We start from the raw sequence: 22,157 nt of genomic DNA, 5'->3' as shown, positions 1-22,157 counted from the left end.
GATTTTGTTGTGTCCAAAAGACACAGGGAGCTGGATGAAGCAATCTCAGGGGTTCAGGATCGAGTTCGGCTTGGTGCAGTGCTCACAAGGTGAGCGCTGCTGCCGGACGTATGTTTGAAGATCCAGGACTCCTGAGATTGCTTCAGCCAGGCGCCCTTGGAGTTTGGAACAACAATCAAGTAGGCCAGTTTATAGGCAACAGACTTTCTTCTGATTCACGCAGAGTACACTGTCGACCCTTTCTTTTTTTCATTCGCTTAAAGCCTATCCTCCATCCAGATTGCTCATTAAGTGGCTCTCTTATTGCAAATCCCCAATTCGGATTTTTTAGTTTTTTGTCAGATTTATCGAACTACCAAATTTTATTTTCCGGAGGAAGCTAATGATGAGTAAAAGTATTTTAAGCCTGAGTTCACTCGTGGCCGTTGCCTTAATGACGGCTTCAACAATTGGCTGCAGTAAGCCCACACATAAGGGTCAGAAGACATTTGACAAGGACCTGGTCGGGTACTGGGCTCCTTCTCCAAAAGATGTAGACTCTCCTGAAAAGGCCTCTGGCGTTGAGGACTACTCTGATGTAGGTCAAGTCACACGGATTGATCCTAACGGCGATGTCTTTGTTTTCGACGAAGAGAAACGTAGTTTCAACAAAATTGGAGTCGTGCAGGCGGACGGCTCGATTCTCCTGACGCCAGAGGTTTCAAAGAACGAGTCAGGTCCGGTCTCATTTGTGTTAACTAAAATAGATATCGATAATATCAAGGTCGTTGAGAGTGGTCCGGAGTCATCGGGGTCAGGTTCAGGGGAGCCGGTGGGCAATCAGAAAATGGTGAAGAAGGACATATATTTTAAGAGATTCACTCAAAACCAACAAGACGAATTTAACAAGGCTTTAGCAGCGGGAACCCAAATAAATAATCCAACAACGAGCCCAGGTACGGTAGGCGGCCCTAGTGCGGCTACTCCTGGTGCCTTTGATGTGGATTTTGTGGGATACTGGGTGGCTCTGATGCCGTATGAAAATCCTTACAAGATCCAGTCAGGGGATGAGATTTCGGACGGACCTCCTCCTATTGTTAGAGTTGATCAGAATGGGCAGGTCTTTATGATAGCTGCTGCTGATGCCATTGAAAATGGCGCACAACCTTCTGAAGTCAACGTTGGAGTTGTGCAGGCGAACGGCGAGATTCGTTTGACACCAGAATTTTCAAGGATCAGTTCTGTTGGTCTTATGGTTTTAATAAAAGATCCGGCCGGCCAGGTTCATGTTCGGGTGGTGAAGGCTCAACTGGATTCAAGCGGGGCGACAACTGGGAGTCTTCAGGATGAGTTCGAGGACTGGGAATTAATAAAATTGACGGAAGATCAATTTAAAGAGTCTGTCGAACGCCGAACCAAGAAGAGCAAAGCTGTCCAGGCTGCTGAGCCAGATGCCGCTGCCACTACCGAAGTAGAACCACCGCAGCAGGAAGCAGCGGGCTTAGAAGAACCGCAGGTAGCTGGAAACCAAGAGTTAGAAGAGCCATCGCCAAGAATTCCAACAAACGAACTGGTTGAGATTGACCCAATAACTTGGGAAGCTTCATTTCGCCAGCCAGTAAACCCCGCACTTCTTCAATAGAAAAATCTGAAGGAGAGTGGCCGAACATTCCCATCCCATCCCTATTTCTTAGATCTGGATGGCGATGGGAGGCTGCTCAAGTTGAGGCAGATCCCTTGACCAATTGCTGGACAAATGCTGCCTCAAATTATTTCACTAAGTGTATCAAGGCCTTATGGCTTTTTGAGGCCTGGTAGGCATTTTTTTCCTTTATTTCTCAATGTGGGCCGTTGATAGGTACTCTGTGAGTCGATTTTTGACTTGCCTTGAGGCAATATACTGGGAGGTATAGGAGCATGGTACGTACAATGTGTATTCTTGTGTGTGATGAGCGTGAGACAGCTGACAAGTTGAAGTCCTTTGGACAAAGCAACGGTCTGACTGTTCAGGTTTATACGAATATGGAATGGCAGAAGGGAATGAGAGATTCTAGTTTTCTTCAGCAGCTTGCTGGAGAACTACCATCATTGGCGATTGGTTCAAAGCCAATTGATGTGGGTGCAAAGATTCTTCCTTTCCCAGGTCCAGGTCAGCGCATGGATCATAACGGAAAAGTACAAACGATCAATGAAATGGAAGCTCATGCGATTGAGAACGCCATTCATGAGTTCAATGGTAACTTAACTGAAGCAGCAAAGGCTCTGGGTATTGGCCGAGCCACCTTGTATCGCAAGGTTAAGCAATACAACATTGATCCTTCTGCTGCGAGACGGAGACGAGTTGCTTAGACGAAAGGATTTTAAGCTTTCACTTATCTCTTTATTAGCCTGAAAACGAGAAGACCGGAGCGATAAGTCCGGTCTTTTTTTTCGTGCCGTTGTTCAGTCCTGCAGATGTATGGCTGTGCAGATGTGCAATTGAGCAGTTGAGATATTCTTGAGAGCAGCGATCGGAAGCATGTTGACAAAGCAAGCATGGATTTTATGGATCGGAGGATCTCTTCTGGTGTCCCTCTTGGCGGGCATGGCTTATTTTTCAGAAAAGCACAGAATTCATCTCGAATTGATTGCTTATGTTTGTAGTCTGGTTGAAGAGAAATTCTACGATGAGTCCGCTGAACTTAACAATTGGGCAGATGGCTGTAGGTCAGAGGCCCAGAAAATGGACTACCTCGAAGATACGCGTACTGTTCTGTCCCGCTTGCAAGCTCAACTCTACCGTCTTGGAATCTCTCATTCGGCGATTTATACTCCTTCAGAGGATAGGCTTCTTTGGGAGGGTCAGGGGAGAGAGAATGGGACCCGTGTTCGCCAAATTGAAGATAAATATGTTGTCATCGAGGTGCTGCCTGGTAGCGCTGCTCTCAGGGCTGGAATAGCTCCTGGAGATCTTGTTGAAGAATATGCTGGAGAGGCTGTCTATTCAGAGTGGCAACTCAATCAATTTTCTGGAACATTTGTTCTTCGTCGTGGTGATAAGCGATTTTCAGTTTTTTTGGAGCCGACAGAAATTAACGTCGATTTTAATCCTGTATTGGTCCCTGCAAAAAAGGACGTGGGCCTTTTGAAGATATCGAGCTTTCGGAATTCCTATTTTAAGAAGGAAGACTGGTTAAAAATCGTGAAGGCGATGGCGCAATACAAGGAAATGATAATTGATATTCGAGAGAATCATGGCGGCGGATTTGTTTCTGCTCTTCGTGCTCTTTCTCCCTTCTTTTGTGACAGAACCAAGATTGGTCGCCTTCTCCAGCCGAGAAAAAACAAGGCGTTGAAATTGGAATTTGAGGACAACATGGACGAGACCTATCAGCACGGACTCTTGGATGTGGCCGGAGAGGTGGGTCTTTTTACCTATCCGGGATATGGCTGCTTTCGGGGACCGGTGACAGTATTGACCAATTTTCAAACGGGCTCGGTATCGGAGATCTTCGCTTACGCTTTTAAACTGAGAGCCCGTTCCCGAGTATGGGGAGAGCCGACTGCAGGAGATGTGGTTCTCGCGATATGGTATTTTTTATATCCGTTGCCAAGAGGCTATAGTATCTCTGTTCCTGAGGCTATCTATCTCACTCACGATGAGATCAATCTTGAAGCGGGAGGGGTGTGGCCCGATAGAATACTTAGCTATCGCCTGGAGGACGCCATTCGTGGGCGTGACTCGTGGATTGAGCAGGCCGCTACTCAATAAGAGGTTCTTGGCTGCTACTCTTTGATTTTTCGTTTGCAGTCTTGAATTTGTTTTGTGTAGCGACGGGAGAGTTCATCTTTTTTTGCCAGACGTAATTTTCCTGCAGCTTCTCTGATTTTTTCGATCACATTTTCGTCGATTTCACAGGCCTTTGAGAAGGTTGCCAGGGCGTCCTCGTGATTTTCCTGTTCGAATTGACAAACAGCCAAGCCAGTCAAAGAGCGTGCTGACTTCTCATCGGCTGAGACAGCTTTGGCAAAATATGTTTGTGCCCCTGCGTAGTTTTTCTGGCGCAAATAGTATTCACCTGTGGCCCATTGGGCAAGTTCCGATTTGGGAAATCGGCGCGCAGCTTGAATCAATACTTTGCCCGCACTTGTTTCATCTTTACTATCGAAGAGGCTTTGGGCCAAGTAGACATAGTTGTCCGGTAAATCCTTTTCGATACGCATTGCCTTACGACAAGCCTTTATTGCGGATTCAAGATACCCATCGATCGAATCAAGCCGACAAAGGTGGGAGTAGATAAGGGGGTCCTTTCCAAAGATCTTGACCATGTCCCGTAGAATGCTACGGCTTTCATAGTTGTTTTTTGTGCGCTGGAAAATATCCAGCAGAGAGTCGTAGGCTTGCCGGAACCGTCTCTGAATTTTAATTGCGTCTCTCATACTGTTTGTGGCTTCGGTGAATTTTTCAGATTTAAGGTAGGCCAGGCCTACTTTGTAATGTATGTCATATCTCTTTGGACCACTTTCGAGAGCCTTTTTTAAGACCCTGACTTCGTCCGTGTATTTTTTGACATTTTGGTAGGCTATTGCGAGCTGAAGGAGCGAGCTCAATGAGAGTTCATCAGTAAAGGGGCTCAGCAGTTCGATCACCTTCATTTCCTGGCCTTTAGATCTAGAATATTGAAGCGCCAGCGAAGATCTTATTTTAATGCTATCTGGTTCAGCTTTCAGCCTTTCTTCAAGCGAGGAAATGGATTCTTCTGCTTCAGCCAGACCTATACTGGGTGAGTATTTTCCCAAGTAAGAAAAAAATGAGAGGCAAAACAAAAGGAAATACGAAAACAAAAAAACGGAATTTTTCTGAATCGGCCGTGATCTTGGATAATCAAGAAAGCGCATTCCTTAGTTTAGCTCTCCTTTTCTCACCTGAGAAGAAAAGATAGGTCTTTGGCCGAGGTTTAAGGAAATTTTTCTGCACGGAGTACACAAAAAAGCGTCCCGATCCGAAATGGTATGAGAAAGGGCTGTCGATTCAAGCTCTTTGCCGCGGTTTGTATCATTTTGAACCAAGCACGGGAGGCAATAAATGTTGAGCAGTCGTCCAATCTTTCGTCAATTTAGTGCTCTGAATTGATCGTAATCCCGGCATGGCCTTCGCAAATTATGAAATCCAGACGCTAATATAGGCGAGTGAGATAACAGAAGGAATATCAGATGTCAGAGCAGGGCGGTAAAGTCATAGAGCTACCAATCAGACCTCGGGTCCAAGAATCGAAGAATGGGGTTTCTCTGAAATCCTCCAATTTTGAATTGAAACAGCACCGAAGAAAGATTCTAACTTCGGTTTCGATTGTGTCCATCGTATTAGGGGTAACCATGGTAAATAAAGTTCTCCTTGATCGACCGGGATCGGATTCTGGTTCTTTGCGTCCTTCTAGCCCTTCTCGTTCTATTGCAAGCCTTGGAGAAATAGATAGTTCCAAAAATCGCGATTGGACCTGGGAGCGCAAAATGACAAATCAGCTCATTGAATCGGGCTCTCGCGGACCTGCGAGCGTGGGAACCAAGCCGTCAGTTGAGGATCAACTGCAGTTTGGACTGCTTGAAGGCAAGTATGCTGTGAAGATCAGAAATGGAAAATTGGAGAACATTCGTTTTGTATCCTTGTCTGAACAGCCGAAGTATCTCGTGGATCGACCTGACTTTATCGAGAAATATCGGGGTCTCATTGCCCCTGAGTTTGAAGAAGCCAGACTAAAGGACCACACTTCGAGCGGTCGCAAGACACAGGAGAGATACGCATTGGTTTCGGGAAATCGCAGTGTGGCGGAGGTTTCTTTTGAGCTTGATCTCCAGGAACGCCTTCTCAATTTCGCTGTGCACAAGTCAGAACAGGACCAATAAAGCCTTTCTTGTTTTCCTGAGAAGCCCACCTTGCCAATATATTTTTCTCTGTGCCGCTCATCTAGGGCGTCTGAGGTTAGTTATTGGCCTGACATAGCCGATAAGTCACTGCATGGTCATTGAGGATTTATCGGTTCCTGGGACCGAAAGCAATAAGACGGAGAAGGGTCGTCGCAAAGGGAGGCGTGGCGGACGTCGTCCCCTCTGTCTGGCATCTCCTGTAGATCGTTTGGCTGCGGTCGTGACTGATTTGATTTTGGTGATTCTCCCGATATCTGCTGTTCTTGGAGCACCTTTTAAGCAGGGAATAATGAAGGCACTGGTCCTTCAGGACGAGACAGATTTTTATTTTTTTCTTTTTCTCTTGTTTGTGACATCAGCATTTGTGGCCATTGCCTACCAAACAGCCATGGTGAGTCTATGGGGCGCAACTTTGGGAAAAATGTTTTGGGGCTTACGCGTAGAATGGATATGGAAACCTCGCAATCCAAGCTTTTCAATGGCACTGCTTCGTTCTGTTTTTTGGATCGTAGATTCTGTTTTTCTATTCATTCCTCATTTGTCTGTTTTTGCCAATGAAAAGAGACGGCCATTTCACGATCGGATATCTGATACGGTCGTTGTAACAACAAAGGACGGGGGAGTGAAGACCCCTGGTATGATTGAAGCATCCTTTGTACACGGTGTCGGCGCTGCATTAGCTGTATTTGTGACTTCGTTTATGGTTGTCAGTTCAATTGATCTTTATATGCGATCAAAAGGCGAAGATACCCTCTTTGGAGTTTTAAAGACTGAAAAGATTTTGTGCGAAGCTGTTGGCGTGGCGATGGAAGATTGGCCCACCTCATCTTCATCTGGTGGATCTGTTGAGCGTCTCAGTGTGGCCATGGCACTTTTTGCATCGGGTGAGATTTCCGGCCCTTGCTTGAGGTCTGAGGTCGAAGATTCTTTGGTGAGGCAAGGAATTGAAAGTCCTATGGCCTATTTGGCCCAATCCTTTGTTTACTCCGATAGTGCAGAGTTATCAGATCGATATTTGGACTACGTTTGCAAATTGGATAAAGAATCTGATAGTTGCAAAATGAGCCGCATTGTGGAGATGTGGATGGATGAGGATTGGACAAAAATTGATAGCCTCTTTAATGAGTTAAACCACACAAAAGAACCTTATATTTTAACTTGGGCAGTTAGACATTTCATGCGACGCGAGAACTTCCAGATGGCCCTTCTCTTTTTAGATAAAATGGCTCCCAGTCTTGCCTTGGGTTCATTTGTCGGAATTCAAAGGACAAAGGCCTATTGGAATCTGAGCCGCAAAGAGGAGGCCCGTGCGGCCGCAGATATTGCGATTAATACCATGGGCCCTGCCAATCGCATCGACCTCGCGAGTTGGTTGTGCAAGGAGGAGATTGATGAAACTTGTGCGGGGGTGAGCCAATCGAGCTGTTTGATCATGAACAAAATGCTAGAGAAATCAGATGAGTATTTGGCTGATCGAGATATCGCGCTCACCTATATTAAGAATTTTGAATGTGATGAGGCTAAGTCTAAGTCCTATGATGAATTGAAACGGAAAGTATCTTTTCCGGATGCGAGCCAGCTAATTGGGGCATTGACACTTATTCATGGAAGTGCGGTTCAGGAAGGGCGACGGGAGCTTTGGAAGTTGGCACAAGATAAAAAGGCTTCGGAGAACTACCGTGAGGAAGCTCGTCACTATTTGGCCAGTTCGGCCCAAAGTTCATTTGATCTTGAGGCCCTCTATTCAGAATGGAAGCACGAGGTGTTGACTCCTCATTGGAGACAGCGTGGTCAGAAACTTTTCAACAACTACTATCGATTGAAGAATTTTGGCCGCAGTTGGGAAATCGGCCAGACCCTCGTCAAAGACGATGGAGGCAGAATTGATTCAAAAACACGGGAGGAAATAATAATTGCTGGATTTAAAGTAGGTGAGTTGAAGTCTGCTTATCTTCTTTTGAAAGAGCTTTTGCCGATTCAGGCAAAGCTGACTGTAGATCGGCATCCCGCCAGTGGGAGCCAGTTTGAGTTGGTTAGCAAGTCTCTCATCGAGGAGTTTAAAAACAAGTGATAATACCCTACCTCTACGGAATTCTTAGATTTCAAAAATGTCCAATTACTTGGATTCTTTTTGGGCTCAATGTTTTAGTTATGATCTCAACCATGTCTGATCTTAATAGGGCTCAAGATAACCTCGATAAGGCCTTTGAAGACGAATACTACATTTCTTATCAGGGTCATTTTTACGCTGAATTTATCAATGATAACCAGGCATTTTACAGTCCTCTGATGAAGTCACTTTCGCTAAAATCACTCAATGGTGATGAAGACAAAACCAAGTTATTGGGGAATCTCGCTCTTCGCAGTGACAAGTTTTTAAGGGAAGCCCCCAGTTATCCCTTTAAGGGGGATCAAGTTGCCCGAGGATGGTGGATCGAGAAGTTTGCAGAGCTCAGGAAGATTCAGGATGGCCATCCGAGTTTTGTTCTTGGTTTGAATTCTGATCACATTGGTTTTGAATATTGGATCAATTATCAATTTGTGCACAGTGGATTTTCTCATTTTGCTTTTAACATGGCGTTCCTATTCGTATTCGGTTGTTATCTCGAAACTCTGTTTGGTGGACTTCTCGTTTTGATTGCTTATCTTGGATCTGGAGTTATGGGTGCCGCAACTTTCTTAATTATAAACGGTGCAACAGGGGCCCCCCTTATCGGTGCAAGCGCTGCGGTGAGTGGCTTGATGGCCCTGGTCTGTTTGCTCCACTGGCGAGTTCCTGTGCGGTGCTTTTATTGGTTATTTATTCCAGTGAAGGGCTATTCGGGCTTCGTCAATGTTCCAGCTTGGATTATATTTTTTCTTTGGCTTGCCACTGACCTTGCCGGGTATTTCGGGTCTGTGCCTGAATTTGGTGGAATAGCTCACACGGCCCATCTCGGCGGGCAAATGAGCGGAGCCATTATTGGGGGAACTCTCCTCGTTCTCGGAAAGCTACGTTTACGACTTCATCGTTCGTAAGATCCATCACCGTCGCATTTCTTCCAGGAGCTGCCTTTTAGATTTCTTTGGGTGCAAAGCCTCTGCGCATTGTGTTTTCAGTTGTGGTCCGAGGCTCCAGGAATTGCAGCAAGTAATCAGGGCCCCCAGCCTTGCTGCCAATCCCTGACATTTTAAAACCTCCAAAGGGATGGCGGTCCACCATGGCTCCGGTAATTCCACGGTTGATATAGAGATTCCCCACCATCAGATCAGAACGTACCCGCTCGATATGGGCAGGGCTGCGGGAATAGATTCCACCCGTGAGGCCATAGACAGTACCATTTGCGATCTCAATTGCCTCTTCGATATCTTTGGCGCGAATAACAGCAAGAACAGGACCGAAAATCTCCTCCATTGCCAAAGCCGATTTGGGATCAACTTCGGTGAAAATGGTGGGGGGAATAAAATAGCCTTCGCTCGGAACCTCGCCTTGGTAGGCGAGCTTTGAATGAGCTTTTGCGTCCTCAATGACTCGGAAAATTCTGTCTCGTGATTCTTGATCGATCACGGGACCCATAAAGGTATGGGGCAACTCAGAGTGATTCACAACAAAACTCTTAGTGGCCTCAATTAAACGATCCAAAAACCTTTGGTAGATACCTTCGATCACAATCACGCGACTACAGGCAGAGCACTTTTGTCCTTGGAAGCCGAAAGTTGAATGGACAACACCTCCTACAGCTTCGTCGAGATCAGCATCTGAATCGATGATGATTGCGTTTTTTCCACCCATTTCGATAACGCATTTCTTAATTCCCTTTTGTCCGGGAAGACAAGTGCTTGCTTTGTTAAAAATGTGCAAACCAACCTGCTGTGAGCCGGTAAAGACAATGAGATCAATGTCCTTATGCCCTGTCAGGTATTCTCCAATCTCTTCGCCGAAACCGGGAAGAAATTGGACTGCGCCAGGAGGAAGACCGGCCTCGATCATAAGTTTCATCAATTCGGCCGCGATAACAGAACTCTGCTCGGCAGGCTTCATGATAACAACATTTCCAGTTACCAGGGAGGCTCCTACCATGCCGGTAAGAATAGCAAGCGGAAAATTCCAGGGTGCAATGACGAGAGAAATACCACGCGGGATATAGTGGTAGAGGCTTATTTCGCCAGGGGCGTTGCCGACCCGAAAGGGTTTTCCCAAGCGACGCATCTCTTTTGCGTAATAGCGACAAAAATCAATTGCCTCTGTGATATCTCCGTCTGCCTCGATCCAAGTCTTTCCGACTTCGAGAACTTCAAGTGCCGCCAGTTCAAATCGATCTCTCATTATCAACGAGGCCAACTTTTCTAGATAACCTGCTCTCTCTTCAGGACTCTTCTTGCTCCAGAGTCTAAATGCGGTCTTGGCGCCCTGAACAGCCATTTCAGCTTCGGCAATTCCTGCAACACACACCTGGCCGACAATCTGATCGGGGTGAGAAGGATTGGTACTTTTGAGGATGCGCTCCGTTTTGACTTCTTTGTTGTCGACCAGGAGGGGAAAAATTGTGCCAAGCTTCAGTTGTCGATCTTTAAGTGCCTGCACCATGTGATGGCGATTTTTCTCTATCCCGAAATCCAGAAGAGGTTCATTGAAAAAACCTTCTTCTCTGTTGACAGTGCCAGTTGTCTTGATGAGGTCTTCTGCTGGATTGGCCAGAAGTAATTCAGAAGACAGGTTGTCCGCAAATTTGGACTTGAGAAATGATTCGTTGGAAGTATTTTCGAGGAGTCTTCTGACCAAATAAGCCATTCCAGGAATGAGTTCTCCCACGGCAGCATATTCGCGCACCCGATAACCCATCTTCGAACAAGCCCGTTTTATTGGATCAGCCATGCCGTAAAGCATTTGTATCTCAATGGCCTTTTTATCGAGTCCAAGCTCCTCTGCCATGACCATTCCGGCCGCAAGAGACCGCACGTTGTGGGAGGCAATCGCCACGCGAATGGCGGGGTAATTTTCTAAAAGTATCTGAAGGCAGTTCTCATAGTTCCAGTCGGATTCCTTCTTGTTCAGGTAGACCGGGGAGTTCCAATTTCGTTGCCTCGCGAGTATGGTTTCAAAATCCCAATAGGCCCCTTTTACCAGCCGAATGGTAAAAGGGACTCCACGCGTGTTCGCAAAATTGACCAGCTCTTGCACGTCGTGAAGAGAGTCCCGAAGATAAGCCTGTATAACGATACCCCAGAAGGGATAGTTTTTGAAGTCGGGCTCCATCAGGAGATCTCGAAAAATTTTTAAAGTGAGATCTTTGTGGTCGTATTGCTCCATATCGATGTTCACAAAAACACCGTGCTCCCTGGCCATGTGAAAAATAGGGCGGAGTCTCTCTTTGACAATTTCTATCGAATGATCCCAAGCTCTGGAAGAGACCTGGGAGTAGAGGGCCGTCATTTTTACAGAGATATTTACTTTCGGTAAATCTCCCATCGCGTCCTGGTCAATGTGTGGATTGCTTGTCCAGTCCGCAGAGTCTTTGCTGAGCCAAGAAACAAGTTCTAAATAACGTCCCTGATAATCGAGAGCCTCCTTCTCAGACAGAGTGGCTTCACCAAGAAGATCGACAGTAAAACAAAGGTTGTTTTTGCGAGCTTTTTTGAGAACGAACAGAGCCTCTTTCGGAGTTTCTCCCGTGATAAACATTTTGGCCATTTGAGTGACATTTTTTCGGACAGCATTTGCGAGGAGGGAAGGGGCCAGGGAGCCCATTCCTAATCCGACGTTGAAGATCGAAGGAAGCTCTTCGCCTTCACTGGCCGTGAAGTATTCTTTGAGATGGCGGGCTACTTCTGAGCCAGAATGGAGATAGGGCAAGACGTCGACAAAACGGAACATCTGAGTCTTGAAGTGTTCGTTTTTCATGCTCCATTCCATGATGCGGCCATACCACCAATCACGGTTGAAAATGGAGGAAGACTCTCCCTCCATTGAGCGAAAGATCAATTCGCCTTTTGATTGAATCTTGATTTGATATTTTTCTCGTTCGCCCAATTGACGCATTTGACTCATACGCCCACCCATTAAATCTATATATTTGATTTCGCCCCAGGTCCCCGCGGGCGATTATGATCGGGCGGTTCAGCATTTTCAAGCCTTTTTCAATTGCTTCAAAATCCAAACGAGACAGACAACACAATAGGTTATTTGCAGTATATGAGGGAGCGTGTCATCTATAAGTTTTGTATTATATTTCGCATATTGTCTAAATAGGAATAGTTAGGTAGACATACGGGGGAAGGGGTGACTGCTATTCTGGTGAGAGCCTCCGTTTGGTGATTTCTTTTTTTGGTTGGACAGGATGGTTGTATGTCGTTGCCAAGGATCCTTGTAGTAGATGATGAATCTGAGATTCGTGACTGTCTGGTTTCGGTTCTTGAAAGTCAGGAATTTTCTGTGAGAGCCCTTGAAAGTGGAAATGAGCTTGTTTCTTCGGTTGAATCATTCGCTCCTCACCTGATTATTTTGGATTATTCGTTGCCTGGCAAGAGTGGCGTGGAGCTCATTAAAGTACTCCGACATAATAGGAACTATTGCACCATCCCTATTATCATGCTGACAGGTCTGGACGACGAAAATGAAAAAGTAGAGGCACTGGAATTGGGAGCTGACGATTATATTTTGAAGCCTTTTTCTTCCAAAGAATTGGGAGCTCGAGTTCGAGCCGTTTTGAGACGTGCTCAGACTGAATCTGGAATTGATAGGCTAGAGGATGGCGAGCTGAAAATCGATCTCCAAGCTTACAAGGTGGCGGCAAAAGGCAAAGAGATTTATCTCACGCTCACCGAGTTTCGAATCTTAACTGAGCTGATCAAGCAAAAGGGCAAAGTTTTGACGAGAGATCGACTTCGTGAGACGGCTCTTGGAAACCTCAATGTAACAGATAGAACCATAGATGTTCATATGGCTTCATTGCGAAAAAAATTGTCTGAGATTTCTCCCGTAATTGAAACTGTGCGTGGAGTTGGTTATCGGTACTCGACATTTGAAGCCGTTGGGGCAAAATCTTAGTATTTGTAATACATAAATAACCCCAATGGCAGGTGGTGGGGAGCTTTGCTCCCCCCCAGGCTAGGTCTTTTAGATGGGCTATTTGGCCTTCAAGGTCCCACGATTGTGGCAGAGGGCCGGAAGTGACTGACTGAGTTCTATCGCAAATTCAATGCCAGCAATCTGGTAGCGTTTTGACACCGGAAATTTTTAAGACTCTTTGTGAGCTTGTGCCGTATCTTGCCGGTGGCTCTGTTCATCTCGCATACAAATGTGAACCTATTTAATTTCAATTAGTTAGAGCTTTTCAGGGCAAACTTTCTGGAAATGACAAAAATGGGAAGACACAAGAAAATGATTTCAGTTGCGGAATACTTAAGAAAAATACTTTAAAATCAAATACTTAGAATAATTTCGAAATTGCCACAAACGGCCTCAATCTTGCGATGTCTGTTTCCAGGAGGTCTTGACCGATGAAGTGGCGATTTGTAGCTATTGGCGTTCTAATAGCCTTTATATTGTTTATTCAGGCCTGTGGTCAGCGTCCTCCACCTCAGGACTCCTGTAACTTCGTTCAAAATAGCGAGGCACAGAGGGTTTCTTGGAAGGGTAGGGTGCCAGTTAAACTGCATTTACATTCATCGGTCCCGGCCCAGAGCGTCCTGCCAATTGAGGCAGCCATAGACGAATGGACGCGCAGATTAGGGCGCCCCTACCTACAAATCGAACTTACGGGTGTATCAGGCCCTGCGGAGCCTAATAAGGATGGATCATCAATGATCTATTGGCTTAGGCAGTGGGAGCCTGACCGTCGCACTGAACAAGCGAGAACAACGGTATATTGGACAGGGAGTCGCATTTATGAGGCGGATATTCGCGTCAACGCCCAAAATTTCCTGTTTTATAATGGAGATGGGAGCGAAATTTTCTCTGGAGTGGATTTGGTCTCCCTTATGGTACATGAGTTTGGCCACGTTCTGGGGCTTTCCCACAACGAAGCAGCAGCAAGTGTAATGGCGACCACGCTGGCAAGCGGGACATTAAGAAGAGTTCCATCAAAGACGGATTTGGACTCTGTTCATTGTGAGTATTAGGAGAGAAGAAGTAAGGATCATGAAAAAGTTCCAATTTGGTACCGTTTTTTGGGAGTGTTTTGTCATTGTAAGTTAATTTAAGTTCTGGTTTTGAGAGTCTATCGTTACGATCGAAGAAAATAATCGGGAAGAAGTCTATTCTTGAAAGCATTTGTGAAGGAGTCCCAGTGGGAGTAAAAGAATCTCAAGAAATTGCAACTGTTGCGTTTGGAGGAATCCAGTTCCGGTCGGAGCCGACCGCTTTGGCGTCTTATTTGTCCACGGCTTATCTTGAATTAGCTGGACTTAGTTCTGAACCCCTTGATGTATTGAGTCAGCTCAAGGTAAATCTCTCTCAAATTGAGGACCTTCATGGTCGATTGAATTTCATGGTTGCTGAAGTGAGTGAATTGATCAAAAAATCCTAGAGAACCTAAAAGTCCTTGGCAGCCACGGCCAGTTTTACGTTTGGATATCCAGCAAGCATTGATGTGTACATGACCTTCTGAAGCAGAGAGTAAGGCATGTCGCGATCTGCTTGCATCAGCACGCGCCCGTCGAATTCAACAGTTTCATTCTGCTTCGAGATGTCTTGGGTTTGTTTGGCCTTTTCATCGAGTTCTTTGAATAAACCTGGAATAAAGGAAGGATCCGAGGCGTCAATGTCTTTGGAGTTCAAGGAACCAGATGCATCAAACTCGACGACTCTTTTGTCTTCAATGAACACACCTTTTTTTGATATGACCATTTTAATGACGTCCACTGGTTCCTGAAGGGAATTTGAAGTTGGTAGTCTCAAATCTGCGTTGGGTGTAATATTAACGGGGGAGGTGGAGTAGCTTTTTAGCAAAAAGACGAGAATGATAACAAACATATCGACCATGGAAGTGATTTGGATCTTAAAGGTTGATGGGAGTCGTTTTTCCATGTGGCGCTTTATTCCACCTGCCATAACATTCCCCTTTCAGTATCCGCCAATTGCATTGATTCTACTGCGCTCATGATGATTCCTTGTCCCATTCGTTCTTTCTTTTCAGTCTCATTTTACGACATTTGCAAAGGTCACATTCGGAAACATGAGATCGGTTTCTGCCATCTGCCCGGTCTTTTCATCTTTAACCGTTACTTTTCCCTCGCTTGCAGGCAGACGCCGAACGACGTCCAGCGTTTTGACCAGATCGTCGTAAGTGACATTTGCATCTGGTATTAAATCAATCGTAAAAATATCAACGTACTGCCGTTTCAGATTGGCGGAGGCTTTCGCCAGACCATCGTAATCCAGAAGTCCGTTTTTTCCGGCAACTTCGTATTCTTTCTTTTTTCCGTTGTCCGATACCACAAAGCCAAAGGCACCCTTTTCGATCTTGAGGGAAACAAATACAGCAGGTTTTTTATCCTCTTGCTGTTCTTTGATTTTCTGAGCGACAACCTGAGGAATTGAGGTTTCGATCATGCGAATTTGAACAAAGACCACGCTCAATAGGAGCATAGGTATGATGGATACAATAATATCAAGAAAGGGAGCCAAATTGAGATCGTAGGTTGCATCTGCTTTTCTGGTTCTATGAATACGCATCTGCTTCTTCCTTGAAGGAGTTCATGAGGCCTTCGGAGCTGATCCCGGAGGAGGTGGAGTTTTTTCCTTGTTCGTGATTTTTTCACCGCGAAGATCTGTAGGATAAATATTCTGGTTTTGGACGGGAGCATAGGCTCGTTCGCTCAGCATTTCCATTATCTTCTGCGAATTTTCATCAATTTGTGAGAAAAGGCGATTCTGCTTTTCATACAGAAAGGTGTACGCAAACATTGTGGGAATAGCGACAATAAGAGCGGCAGCGGTCGCCGTCATCGCGATTGAGATTCCCTGAGCTAGAATCGTTTGTTTTTGAGAAACATCGGCAAAACTGATGGCTTTAAAGGCCACAATCAGACCAATCACTGTTCCAAGCAGGCCCACTAGGGTTACCACGTTGGATACCATTTGAACTTGCCCCAGTCTTCTGACAAGTTTGGGAGCAATTTCTGAACTTGCAATATCCAAAGATTGCGAGATTGCATGCTCTTCACGATCAGATTTTTCTAGGACTCTCTTGATGACGTGCGCCAGCGGCTTTTTTTCGTTGGCAGCACAAAAAGTGAGGGCTTCGTCGATCTTGTCCTCTCGAATCAGTTTCGATACTTGATTCATAAAGGGACCAACCGGCAACGCGTAATCGAAAAAGAGAGCTTTAAATCGATCAAGAATAAGAGTGAGCGCGTACAAGCCGATAAGACCGATGGCAATGTCAGCTATCTTGTAATTCACAAAGAAATTTAATAAGCCTTCCACAGAAGCAACCTCCCTAACTGTGCGGTTCCTTATACATAGATCCATCGGTTCGGCCAGGATTTGACTTGAAACGCAGATTTTTTGGCGATTTTTTTGACACCAGAGGCCTTGTTCCCAGGTTGAGCTAACTCAATTCAATCTCAATTTGAGCCATTTTTTTCCGGTTCACTTGCTTGCCAAGGCTTTGGGTAAACGGTAGCTTTCCCAAATGGACTTAGGACATGGAATACTTTTAGCTGTGGTTGAAGGGCTGACTGAATTTTTGCCGATTTCTTCCACAGGGCACATCATTCTCACCTCTTATGTAATGGGAATTAGCGGAGAATCTTTTGTGAAGGACTACACGGTGATTGTGCAGTCTGGTGCGATTGCTTCGGTTTTAGTTCTTTATTGGAGGCGATTCTTTCGATCTATCGAATTTTATAAGAAATTGTTTATTGGTTTTTTGCCGGCAGGCGTGCTTGGCCTCCTGGTGAAGAACCATATTGACCGAATTTTGGATCGAACGGATGTTGTGGCCTGGTCCCTTTTGTTGGGTGGAGTTTTTCTTTTGCTCATTGACAAGCGAAATGGCGCCACTTCCCTCCCAGCACCCAAAAGTGAGGAGAATGTTACTTACAAACAGGCCCTGTTGATTGGCTTTGCACAATGTGTGGCTTTTATTCCGGGGGTATCAAGGGCTGCAGCCACCATTATAGGAGGCTTGTGGCAGGGTTTAGACCGCAAGAGGGCTGCGGAGTTTTCATTTATTCTTGCGGTTCCGACTTTGACGGGAGCGACCTTTATAAAATTACTTAAAATTGCACCGACGATCACTTCTGATCAAGTCATCCTCATCATTTTGGGAAATATGGTTTCTTTTGGAGTGGGATTGCTAGCTATTCGTTTTTTTATTTATTACCTCGGCCGATTTGGATTTAGCCAATTTGCGTGGTATCGGATCCTATTGGGATCTCTGTTTTTGGGAATGAGTTATTTTGGTATAGTGATGGCAAATTGAGGCACATTAAATAATGAAATCCTTTGTTCCAGCCTTTGGAATCAAGACCTTTAGAATGCCATCTTGATACTCACGAGTGACGTCTTTTTCAACAGAGGGGTGACTCAGCGGAACTTCTTCGCGGAAAGTCTGATAGCTGTTTGTTGTCACCCGTCTTCCCTCATTGTGAACTTCATCTTGAAATCGGCGCTTCCCAGAGATAATGAGTCGGTCCTCCTTGACGACCACGTCCACTTCGTTCTTTTGAGATTCTGGCACGCTGACTTCGAGGACATAGGCCCAGGGATTTTCTTTTAAGACAGAGTTTGCGGTGCGCAAGTGATAAAATGGGTCATTTTGTCTATTTTGGTATTTTCCGACTGACTCCATGGCTGATTTTTTTTGCGTGTCCATCTCATCAATGAGCCTTTCTTTTTGCCCTTCCAATACTTCGCGATTTCTCTGTTGGTTGGTATTGAAGGCTTCTCGGAATTCAAGCTCCTGATTCTTACGCATTTGTCGGAACAGTTGATCGTTTTTCTCCATGTTCTGACGATGGAGCGCGAGAGATTCTCTTTTTTCTTGGTCCTGATTTTTTTGAAGCTCCTTCATTTGGATATCATGGGACTGTTTGGTCTTATCCATGTTCTCTCTGAAATGGTCTTTTTGCCTTTGAACTTCAGTTTCTCCTTGATGGTGAATCGCAGCGACTTCTTTATCGTAGTCGGAACGAACTTGTTCTTTTATTTGAGTCTGGCGCTCTCTTTCTTTTCTAAATAGTTCGTTTTGTTCTTCCTTTGTGGCCTGAAGGCGCTGCTCCCCCTCCCGTTGTTTCCCGTTCACTTCGTTATCCAGCTTGCTTCGCAGACGACCCAGCTGCTCGTTTCCCTTTGAACGTTCATTTTCGTAGACTTCCTGATTTTGATTGCGAAGTTCTTTGATTCTTTCCTTCTCTTGGCTTGAGTAGTTATGATACTGCTCTTCGCCCCGGCGCCGTTCTTCGGCGAGCTGATTCTGATGTTGGCGACTGAGGTCTCTTTGCTCGTCACGGTTGTGTTCTACGAGCGCATTTTTTTGTTTGGATGTATTTTCACGCAAGCGATTTAGATCTTCGGCAGTAGATTTTTCGATCTGTTGGCGTTGTGCATTTTCCCGTTTGAGAAAATTTCTGGTGTTTTCAGCTTCTGTATGAAGAACCTCGTCTCGACGGGCGCGAGAGGCCGAGATATCGCTCGCATGGTTTTTTTCCACAGTCTCTTGATCTTGCTTGAGAGCTGTCTTACGCACTTGAGCCTGCTTTCGCAGTTCTTCGTAAGTATATTGGTTTTTTGTTCTTTCGTTTTGAATTTCACGAGCGCTATTTTCTCGATTGGCGGTGATCGTTTGATCTGTGGTTTTACGAATGTGGTTAACGGTACTTTCACCTGTTCGACGCAGATCCTGTTCCTTTTGCTGGTAGTTCTCGCGCAACCGATTGAGATCCTCTTCGCTTTGTTCAACTGTTTGATCTCTCTGGCGTCGATATTGATCTTGCAAAGATTGAAGGTCTTGGCTGTAGCGGGATTGCGCCCGGTTGATTTCCGCACTCATATGGATCCCCTTCCTGCTACTGATTGTACTTCTTTTGTGCAATCACGCGGAGGCTGGCGGGATGGAACTGGTCTTTGGTTGTGAGCTTGAGCTATCTTCGATGGAGTTGCCACGAGGATCAGGAGTGGAATCCTTCTTGTCCTCGAGTTCTTGGCGATTTGGACAAATGGGTTTGAAATTTCCCGTATTTCCCCAGCAACGCCAAGAGTTCTTGACTTCAATCAACTCGCCTTGGCGGAGGGGATAATAGGTGGGATATTGTATGTGATCAAAACTTGTGCGAATCAGTCGTTCAGTTCCATCTTCGGGACGATAAATACGAAGTTCAAAGGCGCGATATTCTCCCCAGGCCTGCGAGGAAGTCTGCGACGTGATGATGAAAGTAAATGCAATCAAGAGGTTCGAGGCTAGGTCCTTCACCTAAGGCTTATCGGTTGGTCGCAGTAATTATTTAGTTCGGCGATCTCAATACTCCTGGGTCTTGGTTGATTTGTTTGGAAGTGGATAAGATCGCGAAATCAAGGAGCATTGCTTCTGCGTGAAGCGAGGAGTTTTTGACACACGCGTATTCCTGCCGCCCGCCCTTTTTTGGCCAGTTGCCCTGAATAGGAGGAGATCTCCCTTCTAAAATTCTCAACATCCTGAGCTCCCCATCCAATTCCGGGTATTAACCTTGCGAAAAAGGGAGTTATTCTGGAAACAGCAATATTCTCTCGAATTCCAAGCGATCCACCAACTTGGGCAGAGGCTCGGTAGCCCATTATCTCTGATAGAGGAAAAAATCCCGGCACAGCAAAAGGAAGATTAAGCCCTGCGGAGAAGAAGTGCTCTCCTTTTGACATAAAACCCGGACCAGGTGGTACAAGGACGTATTCCCCTCGAGCTTGACGATCTGAAGTTGCATCAAAAAAACCACCAACGCGGAGATTAAAACCCAGATACCCGGCGACACCCAGGGTTTTTTGATAGCTCTCGCGCCATGGGAAGGCCTGTGCGACAAAACTTCCTTTTTTAAAGTTATAACCAAAATTGATCGCAACTCCTCTTTGCCCTCCAAATCCGATGTCGGCGCTCATGATCCTTTGGGCAATGCCAGAGGAGAGCGCAGCCTGAACATACCGGCCCCCCAATTTTGATGGGATCTTTTCGGCAGCTTTGACGATCATTCCTCCGCCGTTCAAACCGAGTCCACCAAGAGCAATGGCACCTATAACAATTCTTAAGCCAACGGTATGAGCGTTAGCAAATGTTCCGGGATCCATAAACAAAAGGGCGTCAACAATTTTAAGTAGCTTTGCTCTCTTTTGAGTTTTTCCACTGGATTCAGTGAGGGCTTGAGTGAGAACCTGTTCGGAAGATTCCCCAGATTGAAAATTCTGAGACCCGTTGGATTCGACGCTTGATTTAACAGTTGGTCGAACGTAGGTGATGATTTTTTTACTGAGGCTGTAGAGACCAAATCCACCCTTTGCACTTGCCAAAAAGGCAGCCATTCTTGGGAGGAAAGCGGCTCTTCGTGCAAGAAATCTCTCTTGCGTGGCAGGATCCAGTTGACGCAGGGGATGTTGGGGATCATTCAAAAAGGACTCGGGACCAGTGAGTCTGATTTGATTGCCTTTTCCCAAGTCGATTTGAAGTTCTGTATCGGCCGTTATGGCTGTTGGGATTTCCACGGGAGTTTCAGTTGAGACGCCAGTCAGGGATTCGAGATCAACATCAAAAGTAGTGCGCTCGCCGATCTGATCTTCAGCAGAGGCAGGTGCACCGAAATAACTGAAGGTGGCATTGAGCGGAAGGCCCGGAGAAAGGTTCAGTGTCATTGAGCACGTGAGAAGGAGTGAGGGGATCAATCTCCAAGAAGCAATCGGATGGGCTGATGGGCGCTCTCGAAGGCGAATTGACACAAGACTTGTCCAAAATTTTTGAAGACTGTATGAATCATGAAAACTGTATTTATTAAAGGGCACTTTGAATTCTCTCTTTGTTAAGACTCTCATCTATTTTTCCTGGTTTTGGGTCTTCCTATTTCAGGCAACTCCAAAGCAATCAAAGAGAACTTTCTTCAAGGCCAGTGCCGACGAGCGATTTTATTGGGCAGATCGGGATTTCTCGAGTCTTTTGAGGGGATTAGAAATTTTAAATGATCGATCTGCACGAATGAAGATCGAGGAGAAATTTCTAAACTTCTTTAGAAGGAGCCAAATTTTGGCTCCGAGAAGAGCCCTCTCCGGTTTTTAGGAGACCCGAGAGGAGGGGATTTGCTATTTTCTAATGACAATGAGAGCCGGCTGTCCCTCTTTTGAGAAAAGAACAATATCGAGTTGCTCAGGCTCAGCCTTGGGATTTAAGGGGTCACTGCTTGTGACAGTCCAAAGATCTAATCCAGGAATACTTTGTGCCGTATCCGTTGTTATGGCCGTCAGTGAAGTGTGGCGTGAAATTTCAAAACTATGATTGCGATCTGTTATGTTTTCCTGATTTTGTACGACATCACTTTTATCACCTTTCGCTGCTGGTTTTTTGCGAAAGAACTTATAGAAAAAATGGACTGTGGCTGCTACTGCGTAGCTCGATACCAAAACCGTTGCAGATCCCTGCATGGAAAGATCTACTGGGGCTGAGGATATCATTGTGAGTCCATCATTTACGAAGCCTTGGAAATCAATATACTGGCTTATTTTGCCCAGTATTTGCTCTCCCTGAGCAGTCCATATTCCCAAGAGGGCTAACAATGAAACGCCGAAGGGCTGAGGTACTTTAATTACAAGTGGATTTCTCTTGATCTGTTCGGTTAAAGCTAAACTAAGGACCTTTTCGATTGCTGCCTGACCGAAAATAAAATAGGCGGTAGCAGGGATGTCTTCGCCTGCATTTTCATCTCGAACCGTCTGTTCAAGCTGAAGAGTCATTTCGTTCAGATGGGCAAGCGCGCTTTCATATTCTTTGGTATCTAGCTCAGTCGCCGTTTCATTGGCTTGCCGTTGTGAAATTTCGTCTTTGATTGCACTAAGGGCTGAGAGGGCTTGAGCAGCCGAGCCTTCGGGAGGCTTCTCAAGTGCAGCGGCAATGGGACTCTTGCGAGAAGAGGGGGCGAGGGTGGTACGACAAGTGGGCTTTGGGCCCGTATTTGCCTTGGCTTGGGAGGGAAGGCTCAAGAAAACGGACAAAGAAGCCGCGACAACAAACGGGGAAAATAAGTTCATAAAAATCCTCATTGATTTTAAAAAACTAAGGGAACTGTCGTGCCTATTTTGCAACATTTGGGCCTAGCATCGAAGAGTCAAAAAAACGATCGAA

Annotated in this window: 19 protein-coding genes; 10 read left to right on the top strand and 9 right to left on the bottom strand. The window is 45.7% G+C overall.

All coding sequences use genetic code 11. The features are described from left to right. The first annotated feature begins 382 nt into the window (after positions 1–382). The 3 genes from IPL83_09545 (at position 383) to IPL83_09535 (ending at position 3,730) form a co-directional block, all read left to right on the top strand. Positions 383–1,621 carry a hypothetical protein gene (locus IPL83_09545; protein MBK9039389.1) on the top strand — a complete coding sequence of 413 codons (1,239 nt, stop codon included), beginning with the start codon at positions 383–385 and terminating at the stop codon, positions 1,619–1,621. Positions 1,622–1,896: 275 nt separating this feature from the next. Continuing rightward, the gene (locus IPL83_09540) at positions 1,897–2,328 is read left to right on the top strand and encodes a hypothetical protein (protein ID MBK9039388.1); all 432 of its coding nucleotides are present in this window, start codon (positions 1,897–1,899) and stop codon (positions 2,326–2,328) included. 148 nt (positions 2,329–2,476) lie between these two features. Further along, positions 2,477–3,730, top strand: coding sequence for a hypothetical protein (locus tag IPL83_09535; GenBank protein MBK9039387.1), 1,254 nt, complete (start codon positions 2,477–2,479; stop codon positions 3,728–3,730). Positions 3,731–3,744: 14 nt separating this feature from the next. On the opposite strand, the gene IPL83_09530 is transcribed toward IPL83_09535, so the two are convergent. After that, complete coding sequence (locus IPL83_09530; protein MBK9039386.1) at positions 3,745–4,857, bottom strand: tetratricopeptide repeat protein; 1,113 nt, start codon at positions 4,855–4,857, stop codon at positions 3,745–3,747. 477 nt (positions 4,858–5,334) lie between these two features. On the opposite strand from IPL83_09530, the gene IPL83_09525 reads away from it, so the two are divergent. The 3 genes from IPL83_09525 (at position 5,335) to IPL83_09515 (ending at position 8,901) form a co-directional block, all read left to right on the top strand. Next, positions 5,335–5,862 carry an FMN-binding protein gene (locus IPL83_09525; GenBank protein ID MBK9039385.1) on the top strand — a complete coding sequence of 176 codons (528 nt, stop codon included), beginning with the start codon at positions 5,335–5,337 and terminating at the stop codon, positions 5,860–5,862. A gap of 112 nt (positions 5,863–5,974) precedes the next feature. After that, entirely contained in the window at positions 5,975–7,954 is a 1,980-nt protein-coding gene (locus tag IPL83_09520; protein ID MBK9039384.1) for an RDD family protein, read from the top strand. Further along, positions 7,951–8,901, top strand: a complete 951-nt coding sequence (locus tag IPL83_09515) for a rhomboid family intramembrane serine protease (protein ID MBK9039383.1) — start codon at positions 7,951–7,953, stop codon at positions 8,899–8,901. Before IPL83_09520 ends, IPL83_09515 begins: the two co-directional genes overlap by 4 nt. A gap of 37 nt (positions 8,902–8,938) precedes the next feature. On the opposite strand, the gene IPL83_09510 is transcribed toward IPL83_09515, so the two are convergent. Further along, positions 8,939–11,902, bottom strand: coding sequence for a proline dehydrogenase family protein (locus tag IPL83_09510; protein MBK9039382.1), 2,964 nt, complete (start codon positions 11,900–11,902; stop codon positions 8,939–8,941). A 306-nt stretch (positions 11,903–12,208) separates the two neighbouring features. Between IPL83_09510 and IPL83_09505 the strand changes: the two genes are divergently transcribed. From IPL83_09505 to IPL83_09495, 3 genes are all read left to right on the top strand, one after another. Beyond that, a complete protein-coding gene (locus IPL83_09505; GenBank protein ID MBK9039381.1) occupies positions 12,209–12,910 on the top strand; it encodes a response regulator transcription factor in 702 nt (233 codons plus the stop codon). Positions 12,911–13,362: 452 nt separating this feature from the next. Beyond that, positions 13,363–13,983, top strand: a complete 621-nt coding sequence (locus IPL83_09500; protein ID MBK9039380.1) for a matrixin family metalloprotease — start codon at positions 13,363–13,365, stop codon at positions 13,981–13,983. Between the two features lie 167 nt (positions 13,984–14,150). Next, positions 14,151–14,390 carry a hypothetical protein gene (locus IPL83_09495; GenBank protein MBK9039379.1) on the top strand — a complete coding sequence of 80 codons (240 nt, stop codon included), beginning with the start codon at positions 14,151–14,153 and terminating at the stop codon, positions 14,388–14,390. A 5-nt stretch (positions 14,391–14,395) separates the two neighbouring features. Here the strand turns inward: IPL83_09495 and IPL83_09490 are convergent, their stop codons facing one another. From IPL83_09490 to IPL83_09480, 3 genes are all read right to left on the bottom strand, one after another. After that, entirely contained in the window at positions 14,396–14,914 is a 519-nt protein-coding gene (locus tag IPL83_09490) for a biopolymer transporter ExbD (protein ID MBK9039378.1), read from the bottom strand. A gap of 87 nt (positions 14,915–15,001) precedes the next feature. Further along, on the bottom strand, positions 15,002–15,538 hold the full coding sequence (locus IPL83_09485; GenBank protein MBK9039377.1) for a biopolymer transporter ExbD: 537 nt from the start codon (positions 15,536–15,538) through the stop codon (positions 15,002–15,004). Between the two features lie 21 nt (positions 15,539–15,559). Further along, a complete protein-coding gene (locus IPL83_09480) occupies positions 15,560–16,291 on the bottom strand; it encodes a MotA/TolQ/ExbB proton channel family protein (GenBank protein ID MBK9039376.1) in 732 nt (243 codons plus the stop codon). A 208-nt stretch (positions 16,292–16,499) separates the two neighbouring features. On the opposite strand from IPL83_09480, the gene IPL83_09475 reads away from it, so the two are divergent. Continuing rightward, a complete protein-coding gene (locus IPL83_09475) occupies positions 16,500–17,291 on the top strand; it encodes an undecaprenyl-diphosphate phosphatase (GenBank protein MBK9039375.1) in 792 nt (263 codons plus the stop codon). 6 nt (positions 17,292–17,297) lie between these two features. On the opposite strand, the gene IPL83_09470 is transcribed toward IPL83_09475, so the two are convergent. The 4 genes from IPL83_09470 to IPL83_09455 all read right to left on the bottom strand — a co-directional run bounded on the left by IPL83_09470 (position 17,298) and on the right by IPL83_09455 (position 22,063). Further along, on the bottom strand, positions 17,298–18,860 hold the full coding sequence (locus IPL83_09470) for an Hsp20 family protein (protein MBK9039374.1): 1,563 nt from the start codon (positions 18,858–18,860) through the stop codon (positions 17,298–17,300). A gap of 42 nt (positions 18,861–18,902) precedes the next feature. Beyond that, on the bottom strand, positions 18,903–19,280 hold the full coding sequence (locus tag IPL83_09465) for a hypothetical protein (protein MBK9039373.1): 378 nt from the start codon (positions 19,278–19,280) through the stop codon (positions 18,903–18,905). A gap of 98 nt (positions 19,281–19,378) precedes the next feature. Then, positions 19,379–20,857 (bottom strand): hypothetical protein, encoded by a 1,479-nt coding sequence (locus IPL83_09460; GenBank protein MBK9039372.1) that lies wholly within the window; start codon positions 20,855–20,857, stop codon positions 19,379–19,381. A gap of 264 nt (positions 20,858–21,121) precedes the next feature. Beyond that, the gene (locus tag IPL83_09455; GenBank protein ID MBK9039371.1) at positions 21,122–22,063 is read right to left on the bottom strand and encodes a hypothetical protein; all 942 of its coding nucleotides are present in this window, start codon (positions 22,061–22,063) and stop codon (positions 21,122–21,124) included. Positions 22,064–22,157 lie beyond the last annotated feature (94 nt).

The sequence above is a fragment of the Bdellovibrionales bacterium genome, assembly GCA_016716765.1.
Classification (GTDB): domain Bacteria; phylum Bdellovibrionota; class Bdellovibrionia; order Bdellovibrionales; family UBA1609; genus JADJVA01.
Note: the sequence above shows the minus strand (reverse complement) of the source record. Positions and strands in the feature narration are given on the sequence as shown.

Coding starts and splice junctions, on each gene's coding strand:
- IPL83_09545 (MBK9039389.1), top strand. CDS start 383: ATGATGAGTAAAAGTATTTTAAGCCTGAGTTCACTCGTGGCCGTTGCC.
- IPL83_09540 (MBK9039388.1), top strand. CDS start 1,897: ATGGTACGTACAATGTGTATTCTTGTGTGTGATGAGCGTGAGACAGCT.
- IPL83_09530 (MBK9039386.1), bottom strand. CDS start 4,857: ATGCGCTTTCTTGATTATCCAAGATCACGGCCGATTCAGAAAAATTCC.
- IPL83_09525 (MBK9039385.1), top strand. CDS start 5,335: ATGGTAAATAAAGTTCTCCTTGATCGACCGGGATCGGATTCTGGTTCT.
- IPL83_09520 (MBK9039384.1), top strand. CDS start 5,975: ATGGTCATTGAGGATTTATCGGTTCCTGGGACCGAAAGCAATAAGACG.
- IPL83_09510 (MBK9039382.1), bottom strand. CDS start 11,902: ATGCGTCAATTGGGCGAACGAGAAAAATATCAAATCAAGATTCAATCA.
- IPL83_09505 (MBK9039381.1), top strand. CDS start 12,209: ATGTCGTTGCCAAGGATCCTTGTAGTAGATGATGAATCTGAGATTCGT.
- IPL83_09500 (MBK9039380.1), top strand. CDS start 13,363: ATGAAGTGGCGATTTGTAGCTATTGGCGTTCTAATAGCCTTTATATTG.
- IPL83_09490 (MBK9039378.1), bottom strand. CDS start 14,914: ATGGCAGGTGGAATAAAGCGCCACATGGAAAAACGACTCCCATCAACC.
- IPL83_09485 (MBK9039377.1), bottom strand. CDS start 15,538: ATGCGTATTCATAGAACCAGAAAAGCAGATGCAACCTACGATCTCAAT.
- IPL83_09475 (MBK9039375.1), top strand. CDS start 16,500: ATGGACTTAGGACATGGAATACTTTTAGCTGTGGTTGAAGGGCTGACT.
- IPL83_09470 (MBK9039374.1), bottom strand. CDS start 18,860: ATGAGTGCGGAAATCAACCGGGCGCAATCCCGCTACAGCCAAGACCTT.
- IPL83_09460 (MBK9039372.1), bottom strand. CDS start 20,857: ATGAGAGTCTTAACAAAGAGAGAATTCAAAGTGCCCTTTAATAAATAC.
- IPL83_09455 (MBK9039371.1), bottom strand. CDS start 22,063: ATGAACTTATTTTCCCCGTTTGTTGTCGCGGCTTCTTTGTCCGTTTTC.